Consider the following 15,416-nt stretch of genomic DNA (forward strand, 5'->3'; position numbering starts at 1 on the left):
CCGGCCGCCCGGCGCGTGCTTCAGGGGCGGTCGAGGCGGAGCCGCTCGGCGCGCGGCAACCCCGCCACCACAAGGTCGTAGGAGTCCTCCACCAGCTCCCGCACCAGCCGGTCCGGAAGCGGCCCGTCCACCGTGACGGTGTTCCAGTGCCGCTTGTTCATGTGGTACCCGGGGATGATCAGCCCCGGATGCTCCTCCCGGAGCCGCACCGCGTCCTCCGGGTCGCACTTCAGGTTGACCGTCAGCGGCCGCGCGCCCAGGTCCGTCAGCGCGAACATCTTGCCCAGCACCTTGAAGACCGAGGCGTCGGGGGTGAAGGGGAAGTCCTCCACCGCCGCGTTGAAGGACAGGCACAGTGCGCGCAGCCGCTGCGGGGTCACTCGGACCTGGCCTCCTCCCGGTCCGGCACCGCCGCCGGCACCACCGGCTCCACCAGCACCGTCACGATCTTGTTCCGCCGCCCGGCCGCCGCCTCCGCCGTCAGCCGCAGCCGGCGCCCGTCGGGCAGCTCGACCTCCGAGGACGCGCCCGCGATCGGCACCCGGCCGAGCGCCTTGGCGAGCAGGCCGCCCACCGTCTCCACGTCCTCGTCGTCGTACTCCTCGACGCCGTACAGCTCGCCGAGGTCGCCGATGTCCAGGCGCGCGGTGACCCGGAAGCGGTCCCCGTCCAGCTTCTCCACCGGCGGCAGCTCGCGGTCGTACTCGTCGGTGATCTCGCCGACGATCTCCTCCAGGATGTCCTCGATGGTGACGATCCCCGCCGTGCCGCCGTACTCGTCGATCACGACGGCCACGTGGTGGCGCTCCTGCTGCATCTCGCGCAGCAGATCGCCCGCGTTCTTCGTGTCGGGCACGAAGGACGCCGGCCGCATCGCCGTGGAGACCAGGTCGCTCTCCGCGTCCCGGCTGATGTGCGTCTTGCGGGCCAGGTCCTTGAGGTAGACGATCCCGACGATGTCGTCCTCGCTGTCCCCGGTGACCGGGATGCGCGAGAAACCGGAGCGCAGCGCCAGCGTCAGCGCCTGCCGGATCGTCTTGTACCGCTCGATGACCACCAGGTCCGTGCGCGGCACCATCACCTCGCGCACCAGCGTGTCGCCCAGCTCGAAGACCGAGTGCACCATGCGGCGCTCCTCGTCCTCGATCAGCGACTCCGCCTCCGCGAGGTCCACCAGCGCCCGCAGCTCCGCCTCGGAGGCGAACGGGCCCCGCCGGAAGCCCTTGCCGGGGGTGAGCGCGTTGCCGATGAGGATGAGCAGCGACGGGAGCGGGCCGAGGACCCGGGCCAGCGGCACCAGCACGTACGCGGCCACCGTCGCCGTGTTGAGCGGGTGCTGGCGGCCGATGGTGCGCGGCGAGACGCCGACCGCCACGTACGACACCAGCACCATCACCGCGATGGCGACGGTCAGCGCTTCCGCCGTGCCGTCGAACTCCTTCAGGCAGGCGTACGTCACCACGGCCGCGGCGGCCATCTCGCAGGCGACCCGCAGCAGCAGCGCCAGGTTGAGGTAGCGCGTCGGGTCGGCGGCGACCTGCACCAGCATGGTGCCGCCCCGCCGCCCGGACCGCACGGCCTCCTCGGCGCGGAAGCTGGAGATCCGTGCCAGGCCCGCCTCCGCGCAGGCGGCGAGCCAGGCGACGACGACCAGGGCGACGGCCCCGGCGATCAGCTGGGTCATGAGACGGTCGGAGCCGGGGACGGGCCGGTCATGCCCTTCTCCGCCCGCCAGCCGTCCACGATGGCGGCCTGGAGACCGAACATCTCGGCCTTCTCGTCGGGCTCCTCGTGGTCGTAGCCCAGCAGGTGCAGCACCCCGTGCACGGTGAGCAGTTGCAGTTCCTCGTCCATGGAGTGCTGCGTGGGCGCCTCGGCGCCCTGCTTGGCCGCGACCTCGGGACAGAGCACGATGTCACCGAGGAGGCCCTGCGGGGGCTCGTCGTCGTCCTTGCCCGGCGGACGCAGTTCGTCCATCGGGAAGGACATCACGTCCGTGGGCCCCGGCAGGTCCATCCACTGCCGGTGCAGCTGCTCCATGGCGTCGGCGTCCACGACGATCACCGAGAGCTCGGAGAGCGGGTGGATGCGCATCCGCGCGAGGGCGTGGCGGGCGATGTCGAGGATCGCCTGCTCGTCGACCTCGGTTCCGGACTCGTTGTTGACGTCGATCGACATGGTCGTGCCGTGTCTCTACTTCCCCTTGTGCGCGGACGACCGGCCCCGGCCGCCCTTGTCGCCCCGTTCGGGGCTCTTGTGGGTGCCGTTCTCGGTGCCGTGCGTGCTGTCGTACTTCTCGTAGGCGTCGACGATACGGCCGACCAGCTTGTGCCGGACGACATCCTGCGACGACAACCGGGAGAAGTGGACGTCGTCCACGCCCTCCAGGATGTCCTGCACCTGCCGCAGACCGGACTTGGTGCCGCTCGGCAGGTCCACCTGCGTCACGTCACCCGTGATCACGATCTTGGAGTCGAAGCCGAGCCGGGTGAGGAACATCTTCATCTGCTCGGGCGAGGTGTTCTGGGCCTCGTCCAGGATGATGAAGGCGTCGTTCAGTGTCCGGCCGCGCATGTACGCCAGCGGGGCGACCTCGATCGTGCCCGCCGCCATCAGCCGCGGGATCGAGTCGGGGTCGAGCATGTCGTGCAGCGCGTCGTAGAGCGGGCGCAGATACGGGTCGATCTTCTCGTAGAGCGTGCCGGGCAGGAAGCCCAGACGCTCGCCGGCCTCGACCGCCGGGCGGGTCAGGATGATCCGGTTGACCTGCTTGGATTGCAGGGCCTGGACCGCCTTGGCCATCGCGAGATACGTCTTGCCCGTGCCGGCGGGGCCGATGCCGAAGACGATCGTGTGCTTGTCTATCGCGTCGACGTACCGCTTCTGGTTGAGCGTCTTGGGGCGGATCGTGCGGCCGCGCGAGGACAGGATGTTCTGGGTGAGCACCTGTGCCGGCGTCTCCTGGCCGTCGCCCTCCCCGTTCTCGCTCGCCTTGAGCATGGCGATCGACCGTTCCACCGCGTCCTCCGTCATCGGCTGTCCGGTGCGGAGCACCAGCATCATCTCGTCGAACACGCGCTGGACGAGGGCCACCTCGTGGGTGTCGCCGACCGCGCTGATTTCGTTGCCCCGGACATGGATGTCCGTCTCGGGGAACGCCTTCTCGATCACGCGCAACAGGGAGTCTCCGGAGCCCAGCACGGTCACCATGGGGTGCTGAGCGGGCACGGTGATCTGCGCTCGTGCCTGCCCCTTCGCGGGGTCGTGCGCTGTGGATGTCTGAGTCATGGGCCGGCTCTGTAGGCCTTGCTCGTCCTCCTCGGAACGTCTCGCCCGCCACACGGGCGCCCTGGTGATTCCAGTCATTCCAGGGTACGACGCGGGACTGACACTGCCGTAGGACTTTTCCGGGAGCGGCCCCGCATGAGGGCGGGACCGTCCGGTTCAGCCGCGCTGGGCCCGCAGTGCCTCCCGCAGCCAGTGGTACGACGCCTTCGGGGTCCGCTCCAGCGTCGCGAAGTCGACGTGCACCAGACCGAAGCGCCGGGCGTACCCCTCGGCCCACTCGAAGTTGTCGAGCAGCGACCACACGAAGTAGCCCCGTACGTCCACGCCCGCCTCGATCGCCTCGTGCAGCGCGCGCACATGCCCGTCGAGGTAGGCGATCCGCTCCCGGTCGTCGAGGCCCTCGTAGGAGCAGCCGTTCTCCGTGATCGTCACCGGGGGCAGCCGGTCGCCGTAGCGGTCGCGGAAGGCGGTGAGCAGTTCGGTGAGCCCCTCCGGGACCACCGGCCAGCCGAAGTCCGTCACCGGGCGGCCCTCGATCTCCCGCACCGAGAAGGGCAGTTCGGCGGGCATCTGCACGCCCCCGAACTCGATCTCGGTGCCCTGCGGGGCGCCCACCCGGGTCGGGGCGTAGTAGTTGATCCCGTACCGGTCGATCGGCTCGGCGATCACCTTCAGATCGGCCTCCACCCGCGCCGCCGTGCCCGGCATCAGCTCGCCGAGGCCGTCGGGGTAGGCGCCGAGCAGCAGCGGGTCGGCGAAGAGGCGGTTCAGGAGCAGGTCGTAGAAACCGGCCGCCTCCAGATCCGCCGGGTCCTGGGAGGCCGGCCAGGTCGGGCCGTGGGAGTTGGCGATCCCGACGTCCTCCGCCCCGGCCGCACGCAGCGCCCGTACCGCCAGGCCGTGCGCGAGGAGCTGGTGGTGGGCGACGGGCAGCGCGTCGAAGAGCAGCCGGTGACCGGGGGCGTGGGTGCCGAGCGCGTGGCCGAGGAGGGTGTGCTCGGCGGGCTCGTTGAGCGTGAGCCAGGTGGGCACACGGTCGCCGAGCCGCGCGGCGACGCGGGCCGCGTACTCCGCGAACCGCTCCGCCGTCTCCCGCGACCGCCAGCCCCCGGCCTCCTCCACGGCGAGCGGCAGGTCCCAGTGGAAGAGGGTCGGCACCGGCCGCACGCCGGCCGCGCACAGCTCGTCCACGAGGCGGTCGTAGAAATCCAGGCCGCCGGGGCTGTTCACACGCGGCCAGGAGACCGAGAAGCGGTACGCGTCCACACCGAGGCCGCGCAGCAGCGCCACGTCCTCGCTGTGGCGGTGGTAGTGGTCGCAGGCCACCGCCGCCGTCGAGCCGTCCTTCACGCGCCCCGGCCCGGCGGTGAACGCGTCCCACACCGACGGCTCGCGCGCGTCGGCCGCGCCCTCGATCTGGTGCGCCGAGGTGGACACGCCCCACAGGAACCCGGCCGGGAACCGGGGCAGGGGACGGTCGTGAGGGGCCCCGGCACGGTCTTGAGGGGCCCCGGCCGTGCTGGATGCCCCGGCCGTGCTGGATGCACCGGAGGTCATGCGCCCTCCTTCAGCACCCGGGAGACCAGCTCGCGCTGCGCCTCGGTCAGCCGGGGGTCCGCGCAGTACACCGTCGTCCCGTCCACCGTGATCCGGTAGCCGAAGCCGTCCGGGACGCCGGACGGGGGCCGGTCCCGGCCGCCCGCCAGCGCCCGCTCGGCCAGCGCCCGCCACTCCCCGGCGTCGGGCCGCCCGGCGGTGTCCACCTCGGCCCGCCGCTCGATGCCCGCGAAACCCCCGGTACGCCTCACCTGAATCCGCATGGCGTTCTGTGTAGTACGGATCTACAGCGTGCGCACCCCCACCTGCTCCCACGCCTTGAGGACGGCCTGGAGTTCCTTGCCCGCTCCGAACCGCTCCCGGGCGGCGGACACGGTGAGGGTGGCGAAGTCGACGAACAGGGCGTCCTCGTGCAGTTCGCCGCCGGTCAGCACGTCGTACCAGACCTGCCCGGCCCGCTCCCAGGCGTGGCCGCCGAGGGCGGTGGCGGCCAGGTAGAAGGCGTGGTTGGGGATGCCGGAGTTGATGTGCACGCCGCCGTTGTCGCTGCCGGTGTGCACGTAGTCCTCCATCGTGCCCGGCTGCGGGTCCTTGCCGAGGACGTCGTCGTCGTACGCCGAGCCGGGCTCCTTCATCGAGCGCAGTGCCGTGCCGGTCACGCGGGGCGCCAGGAGCCCGGCGCCGATCAGCCAGTCCGCCTCGGCGGCGGTCTGGCCGAGCGTGTACTGCTTGATCAGCGAGCCGAAGACGTCGGACAGCGACTCGTTGAGCGCGCCGGACTGGCCGAAGTAGGCGAGGTTGGCGGTGTGCTGCGTGACGCCGTGGGTCAGTTCGTGGCCGATGACGTCGACGGGGAGGGTGAAGTCGAGGAAGATCTCCCCGTCCCCGTCGCCGAACACCATCTGCTCGCCGTTCCAGAAGGCGTTGTTGTAGTCCCTGTCGTAGTGCACGGTGGCGTCCAGCGGCAGCCCCGAGCCGTCGATGGAGTCGCGGCCGTACGCCTTGAGATACAGGTCGAACGTGGCACCGAGGCCCGCGTGGGCGCGGTTGACGGTGGCGTCGGCGGTCGGCTCGTCGCCCTCGCCGCGGACCTTCCGGCCGGGCAGGTCGGTGCCGTGCCCGGCGTCGTACACCGTGCGGTGCGGCTTCCCGGCCTCGGCGCCGGGGCGCGGGGCGACGGCGGCCGCGCCGACGACGGTGGTCAGCCGACGCCGGGTGCGCTCCAGGGCGTCACGCTCCAGGGTGCGCCGGGCGGGACGCGCGAGCGCCGGATCGCCGTGCCGGGCGAGCCGGTCGAGGACGTGCGGCGGAACGATGGAACAGAAGACAGGCGCGGGGCCCCCGTGTTGAGTCATACGGCAACGATTGCACCGCGTTACCTGATTGTCACTAGGTGCAACCGGTTTTGGTGAACGAGGGGTTGGAAGGTGACGCGAGATCCTCGGGAGGCGTTCACCGGACCTCCTCACCCCTGCCGTGAACCCGGGCCCGGGTGCGGCCAGTCATACAGGACGCAAGGCGCAGAGAGCCGCCGGCCGGCCCCGGCCGGTCCGGTTCCCCATCGTGAGGAGACGTACGTGAAGTCCTGGCGTTCCCGTATCGCCGCCGCCGCCGTGATCGGCGCCGCGGCGGTCACCATCCCGCTCACGGCGGCGGGTTCCGCCTCCGCCGTGACTGACCCCGACGGCTTCCATCTGGCCGGCGGCAACCGGACGCACGAGGCCTGCCAGGAGGACGGCCGGTACGACCTGGCGTACAACGGCTACCACGAGTTCCAGTGCCGCTGGAACGCGAGCACCGGATTCTGGGAGGAGTGGGTCCGCTGAGCGGAGCCCACCCGGTCGGCGACCGTTGGACCGGTCGCCGACCGCCCGGGGCCGCGGCAGCGACGGGCACGGGTGCCGGGCCCACGGTCCCGCATACTGATACGGGGCCCCGCCCACCGCACCGGCTCCGCTAGCATGCGGAGCATCATGCGTATCGGGCTGCTTCTCCTTAGCTGCCGCGGCGAGGGCCTGTAGTCGAGGCCGACCCCCTCCCCGCGGAGTTCGGCGTTGCGCCGTCGGCCGTCCCTTCCGGACCCGCTGACCCGCGGACATTTCGAGGAGCCCACGCCACCATGGCAAACCGCCAGCAGCCCAGCACCATGCCGATCCACAAGTACGGCCGCTACGACCAGGTCGACATCCCCGACCGCACCTGGCCGGAAGCGCGCATCACCACCGCCCCCCGCTGGCTCTCCACCGACCTGCGCGACGGCAACCAGGCCCTGATCGACCCCATGTCGCCCGCGCGCAAGCGCGCGATGTTCGACCTGCTGGTGAAGATGGGCTACAAGGAGATCGAGGTCGGCTTCCCGGCCTCCGGCCAGACCGACTACGACTTCGTGCGCTCGATCATCGAGGAAGAGGGCGCGATCCCGGACGACGTCACGATCTCCGTACTGACCCAGGCCCGCGAGGACCTGATCGAGCGGACCGTGGAGTCGCTGAAGGGCGCCAAGCGGGCCACCGTCCACCTGTACAACGCGACCGCGCCGGTCTTCCGCCGGGTCGTCTTCCGCGGCTCCAAGGACGACATCAAGCAGATCGCCGTCGACGGCACCCGCCTGGTGATGGAGTACGCGGAGAAGCTGCTGGGCCCCGAGACCGAGTTCGGCTACCAGTACAGCCCGGAGATCTTCACCGACACCGAGCTGGACTTCGCGCTGGAGGTCTGCGAGGCGGTGATGGACGTCTACCAGCCCGGACCGGGCCGCGAGATCATCCTCAACCTGCCCGCCACCGTCGAGCGTTCCACGCCGTCCACGCACGCGGACCGCTTCGAGTGGATGCACCGCAACCTCTCCCGCCGCGAGCACGTCTGCCTGTCGGTGCACCCGCACAACGACCGCGGCACGGCCGTGGCGGCGGCCGAGCTGGCGGTCATGGCCGGCGCCGACCGCGTCGAGGGCTGCCTGTTCGGGCAGGGCGAGCGCACCGGCAACGTCGACCTGGTCACCCTGGGCATGAACCTGTTCTCCCAGGGCGTCGACCCGCAGATCGACTTCTCCCAGATCGACGAGATCCGCCGCACCTGGGAGTACTGCAACCAGATGGAGGTCCACCCGCGCCACCCGTACGTGGGCGACCTGGTCTACACGTCCTTCTCCGGCTCCCACCAGGACGCCATCAAGAAGGGCTTCGACGCCATGGAGGCCGACGCGAAGGCCAAGGGCGTCACCGTCGACGACATCGAGTGGGCGGTGCCGTACCTGCCGATCGACCCCAAGGACGTCGGCCGCTCCTACGAGGCCGTCATCCGCGTCAACTCGCAGTCCGGCAAGGGCGGCATCGCGTACGTCCTGAAGAACGACCACAAGCTGGACCTGCCGCGCCGGATGCAGATCGAGTTCTCGAAGATCATCCAGGCGAAGACGGACGCGGAGGGCGGCGAGATCACGCCCGCCGACATCTGGGCGACCTTCCAGGACGAGTACCTGCCCAACCCGGACAACCCCTGGGGCCGCATCCAGGTCAGGACGGGGCAGTCGACCACGGACACCGACGGCGTGGACGCGCTCACGGTCGAGGCGACGGTCGACGGTGCGGACACGGTCCTGACCGGCTCCGGCAACGGCCCGATCTCGGCGTTCTTCGACGCCCTGCAATCCCTCGGCATCGACGTACGGCTGCTGGACTACCAGGAGCACACGATGAGCGAGGGCGCCTCCGCGCAGGCCGCCTCCTACATCGAATGTGCGATCGACGGGAAGGTCCTGTGGGGGATCGGGATCGACGCGAATACGACACGTGCCTCGCTGAAGGCGGTCGTCTCGGCGGTCAACCGCGCCGCGCGCTGAACCGGCCCTCCGGCCCTGACCTCGGCGTTTCCGGCCCCCGTCCGCCTTTTCCGGCGGGCGGGGGTCCGTCGTCGGACCGTCGGCAACCGGCCAATCCGTGTAAGGGTCACACATAGGTCTCGTCCAAGGTACTGACTACGCGTCGACGATGTGGCTAACATCACGCAGACGCGACGACGTCGTCGCGGCACCACTCGCGCCCCTCGCAGGGCGCGGGGGAGTTACGGAGGTGCGACGTGCTGCCAGGACGGGGACGAAGCGGCCACAAAGCCGGCCACCGACGCGTGCCGCGCGCGCTCGCGATCCCCGTGACCCGCCTCGTCGGCACCCGCACGGCGTGGACCGCCGTCGGCGACGGCGAGTTCTTCTGCCCCGGCTGCGGCGGCGACCGCAACTACCAGCGGCTGACCGGCCGGCGCCGGCTGGCCGTGGCCGGCGTGCCGGTGCTGCCGCGCGGCGAGACGGGCCCCGTGGTCGAATGCGCCGCCTGCCGCCACCACTACGGCACGGACGTCCTGGACCACCCCACCACCGTCCGCTTCGCGGCGATGCTGCGGGACGCCGTGCACACGGTCGCCCTCGCCGTCCTCGCGGCGGGCGGCAGCACCTCCCGTACGTCGCTGGAGACCGCCGCCGTCGCCGTGCGCGCGGCCGGCTTCGACGACTGCACGGAGGGCCAGCTGGCCGCGCTCGTCGAGGCGCTGGAGGCGGACACGGGTCGCGTCTACGGCCGCGCGTGCGGCCCCGGGCTCGCCATAGAGCTCCACGAGGCGCTCGACCCCCTGACGCCCCACCTCGCCCCCGCCGGTCGCGAGTCCATCTTCCTCCAGGGCGCCCGCATCGCCCTCGCCGACGGCCCCGACACCCCCGCGGAACGGGACGTCCTGGCGACGGTGGGCGCGGCCCTGACCCTCCCGGCGGACGAGGTCACCCGCCTCCTGGAGTCGGCGCGCACGCCGTCGTGAGCGCCTGCGGGGACGTCGATTCCTTCGAGGGGCTCGGTACAGCTGTTTCCTCGATCGGGTGAAGATCCCCACGTGGGGCTTTTGCCGCCAGGCCGTGCAGGTTTAGTGGATGCTAAACTCGCGAAAGGGCTGAGGGTGGAAGAAGAGTGGGATGTTTACCTGACCACCGAGGTGGATCAATGGCTGCACGATCTGGAGAAGACCGATCCCGGTTCGTATGTGCTGGTGAATCAGGCGATCTGGGTCCTGGCCTGCCGCGGTCCTGCCGAAGGGCGTCCCTTGGTCGACCGGATCAAGGGATCGGCCCTGCACAATCTCAAGGAGCTGCGTCCCGGTTCGATGGGGCGCAGTGAGGTGCGCGTTCTATTCATGTTCGACCCGTGGCGTTCCGCGATCCTTCTGGTGGCGGGAGACAAGTCCGGTAACTGGAGTGCGTGGTACGACGAGGCGGTCCCGTTGGCCGAGCGGCGTTATGCGGAATACCTGACTGATCGGAAGAAGGAGTCGGGGAAGTGAGTGGACACACTGCGTGGTCTGCCAGTGGGCACCGCGAACGGGCGGAGGAACTCGCCGGTGGGCGGGAGACGTTCCTCGAAGGGGCTCAGCGGTTGCTCACCGCATCGCGTGCCTGGCGGTTGGTCGAGATGCGTCAGGAACGTGGGTACACCCAGGCGGACGTGGCCGAACGCATGGGGGTCAGCAAGGGGCGGGTCTCGCAGATCGAGAGTGGCCAGGTGTCCGGTACGGATGTCGTGGCCAGGTACGTCGAAGCGCTGGGCGGCAACCTGATGCTGGTCGCCGTCTTCGCGGATGGGGAGCTGCGCAAGGTCGGTTGAACGCGGCTCCCGGCTTTCCGCGTCGGACTCGTGGGTTCACCGGTCGGTGACGTGTGCCACCGCGTCGACGAAGTCGGTCCAGGCGGCGGGGCCGACGAGGACGACGGGGCCGTCCGGGACCTTGCTGTCCCGGACGGGGACGATGCCGGGGACTCCGTCGGCTACCTCGACGCAGGCTTCACCGCCGTTGCCGCCGCTGTACGTGCTCTTGCGCCAGCGGGCGGCGCCAGGGAAGTCGTGGGCGACCTCGACGCAGTCCTCACCGCCGTTGCCGCCGCTGTAGGTGCTCTTGCGCCAGCGGGCGTTCGTCAGGTCGTACCCGCGCATCGTCTGTAGTCCTCCGCTGCCGATTCGATCAGGGTCAGGGACGTCTCCGGCGACGACGCGACGGCCCTGAGCAGATCGTAGGACGAGCGGGTTCGACTCACCAGGGTCGGTTCGTCGAGCAGATTGCCCGACAGCACGGCTTCTGTATAGACGGTCGGCGGAGTGTCCTCGAACTCCATGAGCTTCATCATCTTGCCCATCTCAGGGTGGGCGCCCGCCGCGAACGGCAGCACTTGCAGCACCACCGTGCGCTCGCGCATCAGCGCGGCGAGGTGGTCCAGTTGGCGGGCCATGACGGTGGGACCTCCGATGGCGATGCGCAGCACCGCCTCGTGGAGGACGGCCCAATACATGGGCCGTGCCGCGTCCTTGAGGAGCTGGGTGCGGTCCATGCGGCCCTTGATCAGCTCTTCGAGGTACTCCTCGGTGGCGAGGGGGTTGTTCCCCAGGAACACCGCTCGCGCGTACTCCCGGGTCTGGAGCAGGCCAGGGACCACTGCCGGTGCGTACTCGCAGATCTCCGTGGCCAGCCGCTCCAGTTCCGCCGCGTGCGCGAAGTACTCCCGGTACGGCTGGTCCTTGATGAGCTTCCGCCAGAGCCGCTCGAAGATACCGTCGGTTTGCAGTGCCGTGTCGATCCGCTGGGCCACGTCCAATTGCGGTTTGCGAATGGCCTGTTCGAACTGGCCGATGTAGCCGCCGGAGACGAAGACGCGCATTCCCAGGTCCGCCTGGGTGAGGCCCGCGTCCTCCCTTCGTCGTTTCAGTTCCGTGCCGAAGAACTCCCACGCCGCCTGGCGGGAACCGTTGGCCATGGACAACCTCCCTGTGCTGCCCCGCACTTGTAGTGCGCAGACTCCTGCCGAGTGTAGGCGCGGAGGGTCACCATGTGGGTGCGAAGAGTGAAACCCGGCAGAGAAGGGGAACCACCGTGACGGCACAGCATTCGGCGTTCTGCGTCGAGGAGGCGGAGGAGACCGTGAAGGAATTGCGCAGTGCGCTCGCGAAGGCGGGAATCGTCCTGCCGTCCCTGGGGCTGGACCCCGTGTCCGTCGCCCGGGAGGCGCCGTGTCCGCTCGTGGAGCTGGGACGCTGCTCCGTCGAGACGGCCGGCCGGCTCGTGACGGCGTTGCGGTGAGGCCCCGTAAGCCGCAGCCCCGCACGCCGCCCGTCGGTGCCTACGCCGTCGACACCCGGACGGGGCTGCTCGGCGTCGTCATGGGGCACGAAGGGCCCTACGTGCAGCTCCGGCCGCTCGGTGGCGGGCGGGAGTGGGACGTCGAGCCGGGGGCCGTACGCAGCGCCACCCCGGCCGAGCGGCTCAGCGCGGCGACGGCGTACGTGAACGCCCGCAGCCGGGGCGAGGTGCCTTGACCGGCGCACCCCGGGCGTAGGCGAGAATGGGCGCATGAGCCTGTTCCGCGACGACGGCATCGTGCTGCGCACCCAGAAGCTGGGTGAGGCGGACCGCATCATCACGCTGCTCACGCGCGGTCACGGGCGGGTACGGGCCGTGGCCCGCGGGGTGCGGCGCACGAAGTCGAAGTTCGGGGCCCGGCTGGAGCCCTTCTCCCACGTGGACGTGCAGTTCTTCGCCAAGGGGAGCGAGCTGATCGGGCGCGGGCTGCCGCTGTGCACCCAGAGCGAGACCATCGCCCCGTACGGCGGCGGCATCGTCACCGACTACGCCCGGTACACCGCCGGGACGGCCATGCTGGAGACCGCCGAGCGGTTCACCGACCACGAGGGGGAGCCGGCCGTGCAGCAGTACCTGCTGCTGGTCGGCGGACTGCGTACGCTCGCCCGCGGCGAGCACGCCCCGCACCTCGTGCTGGACGCCTTCCTGCTGCGCTCCCTCGCCGTCAACGGCTACGCGCCCAGCTTCGGCGACTGCGCGAAGTGCGGCATGCCGGGGCCCAACCGGTTCTTCTCGGTGGCGTCCGGCGGGGCCGTCTGCGTCGACTGCCGGGTGCCCGGCAGCGTCGTACCCTCGCCGCAGGCCCTGGACCTGCTCGGCGCGCTGCTCACGGGGGACTGGGCGACGGCGGACGCGTGCGAGGGGCGGTACGTGCGGGAGGGGAGCGGACTGGTGTCCGCGTACCTGCACTGGCATCTGGAGCGAGGGTTGCGGTCCTTGCGGTATGTCGAGAAATGACCTGGTGAGTAGAGGAGACGAGTAGCACATGGCCGTACGTGGGTTTCTGGGGGGCCGGCGCCGGGAGTACCGCACGCCGGAGCCGCATCCGTCCGGTGCCCGTCCGCCGAAGCTCCCGGGTGAGCTGATCCCCAAGCATGTCGCGATCGTCATGGACGGGAACGGGCGGTGGGCGAAGGAGCGGGGGCTGCCGCGGACCGAGGGGCACAAGGTGGGGGCCGAGCGCGTTCTCGACGTGCTCCAGGGCGGCATCGAGATGGGCGTCGGGGCGATCTCGCTGTACGCCTTCTCCACCGAGAACTGGAAGCGGTCGCCGGAGGAGGTGCGCTTCCTGATGAACTTCAACCGCGATTTCATTCACAAGTCCCGGGACCAGCTCGACTCGCTGGGTGTGCGGGTGCGGTGGGTGGGGCGGATGCCGAAGCTCTGGAAATCCGTGGCGAAGGAGCTCCAGGAGGCGCAGGAGCAGACGAAGGACAACGACCGGATCACGTTGTACTTCTGCATGAATTACGGGGGGCGGGCGGAGATCGCCGACGCGGCGAAGGCGATGGCCGAGGATGTGCGGGCGGGGAGGTTGGAGCCGTCGAAGGTCAGTGAGAAGACGCTGGCGAGGTATCTGTACTACCCGGACATGCCTGATGTGGACATGTTCCTGCGGCCCAGTGGGGAGCAGCGGACGTCGAATTACCTGATCTGGCAGAGCGCGTATGCGGAGATGGTTTTTCAGGATGTGCTGTGGCCGGACTTCGATCGGCGGGATCTTTGGCGGGCGTGTGTGGAGTTCGCGTCGCGGGACCGGAGGTTCGGGGGAGCGATTCCCAATGAGGAGTTGTTGGCGATGGAGGGGCGGCAGGGGGAGTAGGGCGGGCTGGGGGTTCGCGTCGGCGCCGCCCTGATCCGGTCCGTGCCCCGGGCGGTGGGCATGGGCGGACCCACCGCCCGGGGCAGGGGCTCAGGCGGGCAGCCGCATGTCGACGACGAAGGCGATCTCCACCACCTGGCCGGGCACGGCCAGCTCCGTGACTCCCAGGACCGTGCTGGCCGGCCGGTGGTCCCCGAAGTACTTCAGATTGCCCTCCGACACCGTGACGCCGTTCCGCTGCACCCCGACCATGTACACGGTCTGCGAGACGATCTGCTTGCGGGTGGCGCCGTAGTGGGCGAGGACCCTGTCCATGTTGGCGTGGGTCAGCGCGAGCTGGGCGGCGAAGTCGCCGGGGTGCGGGAACCCGCCCGCCTCGTCGAACGCCACCTGCCCGGAGACATGGATCAGCTCGCCGGACCTGATCGCCTGTGCGTAGCCGAAGTCGCTCTCTGCCGGGATGTCGTAGCTGAAAACATCGTCGCTGGCCATGGTGCTCGCCCTCCATCGGATTGCTCGAGCCGCCCTCATCACTGAACGCGTGGGCTCTTGTGGTTACTGGGGAACTGTAGGAGAGTTGCCGCTGACCTGGAAGAACGCACTTTTTGGTGACGGGGGAACCCGATGGTGACCAAGCAACAGCTCAAGGGCCTGCCCGAGGACGCCGACCTGCGACGCGCGGACTCCCTGGCCAGGGAGATCTTCTCCGACGTGGCCAACAAGTGGGCGCTCCTGATCATCGAGGCCCTCCACGAGCGCACCCTGCGCTTCAGCGAGCTGCGGAACGAGGTCGAGGGCATCAGCCACAAGATGCTCACCCAGAACCTGCGCATGCTGGAACGCAACGGCCTGGTCGACCGCACGGTGTACCCCACCGTGCCCCCACGCGTGGAGTACACCCTCACCGAACCGGGCCGGGGCCTGCACATCGCCGTCGACTCCCTCTGCGGCTGGACCCAGCAGCACCTCACCCACATCGAACGCGCCCGCGACAGCTTCGACGCCTGAGCCCCGGCGCGGTCCCCACGAAGGGACCCTGACGCGTACTCGCCGTCCTGGTCGCGCCCCGGTCGCCCGCGCGGCGGAACCGCGGGTTCAACGCGGGCCCGCGCCCCGCGGCGGAGCCGGAAGGTCGGTGTGGGCGCGCGTTCCTACGACGCGCAGTCCCCGCACGTGCCGAAGATTTCCAGGGTGTGGTCCACGTTGACGTAGCCGTGGGTCGTGGCGATGGATTCGGCCCATTTCTCGACCGCGGGGCCCTCGACCTCGACCGCCTTGCCGCAGACGCGGCAGACCAGGTGGTGGTGGTGTTCGCCGGTGGAGCAGCGGCGGTAGACCGACTCGCCCTCGGACGTGCGCAGGACGTCGACCTCGCCGGCGTCGGCGAGGGACTGGAGCGTGCGGTAGACCGTGGTCAGACCGACCGCGTCGCCCTTGTGCTTGAGCATGTCGTGCAGATCCTGGGCGCTGCGGAACTCCTCCACCTCGTCCAGCGCCGCCGCCACGGCGGCGCGCTGGCGCGTGGATCGTCCCCGTACGGGCGGGCCGGCGGTGGTCACCGTTGCCTCCTCACGTCTGCATC

Annotated in this window: 21 protein-coding genes; 10 read left to right on the forward strand and 11 right to left on the reverse strand. The window is 70.2% G+C overall.

What is annotated here, in order from left to right:
• Positions 1–20: 20 nt before the first annotated feature.
• The 7 genes from IO29_RS10565 to IO29_RS10595 form a co-directional block, all read right to left on the reverse strand.
• On the reverse strand, positions 21–380 hold the full coding sequence (locus IO29_RS10565) for an MmcQ/YjbR family DNA-binding protein (RefSeq protein WP_030382049.1): 360 nt from the start codon (positions 378–380) through the stop codon (positions 21–23).
• The gene (locus tag IO29_RS10570) at positions 377–1,684 is read right to left on the reverse strand and encodes a hemolysin family protein (protein ID WP_030382050.1); all 1,308 of its coding nucleotides are present in this window, start codon (positions 1,682–1,684) and stop codon (positions 377–379) included. Before IO29_RS10570 ends, IO29_RS10565 begins: the two co-directional genes overlap by 4 nt.
• Positions 1,681–2,178, reverse strand: coding sequence for an rRNA maturation RNase YbeY (ybeY, locus tag IO29_RS10575; RefSeq protein WP_030382051.1), 498 nt, complete (start codon positions 2,176–2,178; stop codon positions 1,681–1,683). Before ybeY ends, IO29_RS10570 begins: the two co-directional genes overlap by 4 nt.
• Before the next feature lie 15 nt (positions 2,179–2,193).
• Entirely contained in the window at positions 2,194–3,288 is a 1,095-nt protein-coding gene (locus tag IO29_RS10580) for a PhoH family protein (protein ID WP_078618461.1), read from the reverse strand.
• 156 nt (positions 3,289–3,444) lie between these two features.
• Positions 3,445–4,845 (reverse strand): GH1 family beta-glucosidase, encoded by a 1,401-nt coding sequence (locus IO29_RS10585; RefSeq protein ID WP_267882000.1) that lies wholly within the window; start codon positions 4,843–4,845, stop codon positions 3,445–3,447.
• On the reverse strand, positions 4,842–5,108 hold the full coding sequence (locus IO29_RS10590; protein WP_030382054.1) for a protealysin inhibitor emfourin: 267 nt from the start codon (positions 5,106–5,108) through the stop codon (positions 4,842–4,844). Before IO29_RS10590 ends, IO29_RS10585 begins: the two co-directional genes overlap by 4 nt.
• A 21-nt stretch (positions 5,109–5,129) precedes the next feature.
• Positions 5,130–6,200 carry a M4 family metallopeptidase gene (locus IO29_RS10595; protein ID WP_030382055.1) on the reverse strand — a complete coding sequence of 357 codons (1,071 nt, stop codon included), beginning with the start codon at positions 6,198–6,200 and terminating at the stop codon, positions 5,130–5,132.
• 222 nt (positions 6,201–6,422) lie between these two features.
• Here IO29_RS10595 and IO29_RS38870 point away from each other — a divergent pair, with 222 nt between their 5' ends.
• From IO29_RS38870 to IO29_RS10620, 5 genes are all read left to right on the forward strand, one after another.
• Complete coding sequence (locus tag IO29_RS38870; RefSeq protein WP_030382056.1) at positions 6,423–6,671, forward strand: hypothetical protein; 249 nt, start codon at positions 6,423–6,425, stop codon at positions 6,669–6,671.
• A gap of 293 nt (positions 6,672–6,964) precedes the next feature.
• A complete protein-coding gene (leuA, locus tag IO29_RS10605; RefSeq protein WP_030382057.1) occupies positions 6,965–8,686 on the forward strand; it encodes a 2-isopropylmalate synthase in 1,722 nt (573 codons plus the stop codon).
• A gap of 236 nt (positions 8,687–8,922) precedes the next feature.
• On the forward strand, positions 8,923–9,651 hold the full coding sequence (locus tag IO29_RS10610; RefSeq protein ID WP_030382058.1) for a TerB family tellurite resistance protein: 729 nt from the start codon (positions 8,923–8,925) through the stop codon (positions 9,649–9,651).
• A gap of 135 nt (positions 9,652–9,786) precedes the next feature.
• On the forward strand, positions 9,787–10,167 hold the full coding sequence (locus IO29_RS10615; protein ID WP_030382059.1) for a type II toxin-antitoxin system RelE/ParE family toxin: 381 nt from the start codon (positions 9,787–9,789) through the stop codon (positions 10,165–10,167).
• Entirely contained in the window at positions 10,164–10,487 is a 324-nt protein-coding gene (locus tag IO29_RS10620; protein WP_030382060.1) for a helix-turn-helix domain-containing protein, read from the forward strand. Before IO29_RS10615 ends, IO29_RS10620 begins: the two co-directional genes overlap by 4 nt.
• A gap of 36 nt (positions 10,488–10,523) precedes the next feature.
• On the opposite strand, the gene IO29_RS10625 is transcribed toward IO29_RS10620, so the two are convergent.
• A complete protein-coding gene (locus IO29_RS10625; protein ID WP_030382061.1) occupies positions 10,524–10,814 on the reverse strand; it encodes a DUF397 domain-containing protein in 291 nt (96 codons plus the stop codon).
• Entirely contained in the window at positions 10,796–11,629 is an 834-nt protein-coding gene (locus tag IO29_RS10630) for a helix-turn-helix domain-containing protein (RefSeq protein WP_030382062.1), read from the reverse strand. Before IO29_RS10630 ends, IO29_RS10625 begins: the two co-directional genes overlap by 19 nt.
• A 116-nt stretch (positions 11,630–11,745) precedes the next feature.
• Here IO29_RS10630 and IO29_RS10635 point away from each other — a divergent pair, with 116 nt between their 5' ends.
• The 4 genes from IO29_RS10635 to IO29_RS10650 are packed head-to-tail and all read left to right on the forward strand — an operon-like array spanning position 11,746 to position 13,834.
• Positions 11,746–11,952, forward strand: a complete 207-nt coding sequence (locus IO29_RS10635) for a hypothetical protein (protein WP_030382063.1) — start codon at positions 11,746–11,748, stop codon at positions 11,950–11,952.
• Positions 11,949–12,188: a hypothetical protein gene (locus tag IO29_RS10640; RefSeq protein WP_030382064.1), complete on the forward strand. Its 240-nt coding sequence runs from the start codon at positions 11,949–11,951 to the stop codon at positions 12,186–12,188. The genes IO29_RS10635 and IO29_RS10640 overlap by 4 nt, the downstream gene beginning before the upstream one ends.
• Positions 12,189–12,222: 34 nt before the next feature.
• On the forward strand, positions 12,223–12,969 hold the full coding sequence (gene recO / locus IO29_RS10645) for a DNA repair protein RecO (RefSeq protein ID WP_030382065.1): 747 nt from the start codon (positions 12,223–12,225) through the stop codon (positions 12,967–12,969).
• A gap of 28 nt (positions 12,970–12,997) precedes the next feature.
• Positions 12,998–13,834, forward strand: coding sequence for an isoprenyl transferase (locus tag IO29_RS10650; RefSeq protein ID WP_030382066.1), 837 nt, complete (start codon positions 12,998–13,000; stop codon positions 13,832–13,834).
• A gap of 90 nt (positions 13,835–13,924) precedes the next feature.
• Here IO29_RS10650 and IO29_RS10655 read toward each other — a convergent pair whose 3' ends face one another.
• On the reverse strand, positions 13,925–14,326 hold the full coding sequence (locus tag IO29_RS10655) for a RidA family protein (protein ID WP_030382067.1): 402 nt from the start codon (positions 14,324–14,326) through the stop codon (positions 13,925–13,927).
• Positions 14,327–14,458: 132 nt separating this feature from the next.
• On the opposite strand from IO29_RS10655, the gene IO29_RS10660 reads away from it, so the two are divergent.
• Complete coding sequence (locus tag IO29_RS10660) at positions 14,459–14,842, forward strand: winged helix-turn-helix transcriptional regulator (protein ID WP_030382068.1); 384 nt, start codon at positions 14,459–14,461, stop codon at positions 14,840–14,842.
• Between the two features lie 143 nt (positions 14,843–14,985).
• On the opposite strand, the gene IO29_RS10665 is transcribed toward IO29_RS10660, so the two are convergent.
• Complete coding sequence (locus IO29_RS10665; RefSeq protein WP_030382069.1) at positions 14,986–15,393, reverse strand: Fur family transcriptional regulator; 408 nt, start codon at positions 15,391–15,393, stop codon at positions 14,986–14,988.
• Positions 15,394–15,416: the final 23 nt, after the last annotated feature.

The sequence above is a fragment of the Streptomyces sp. NRRL F-6676 genome (assembly GCF_000725625.1).
Lineage (GTDB): Bacteria > Actinomycetota > Actinomycetes > Streptomycetales > Streptomycetaceae > Streptomyces.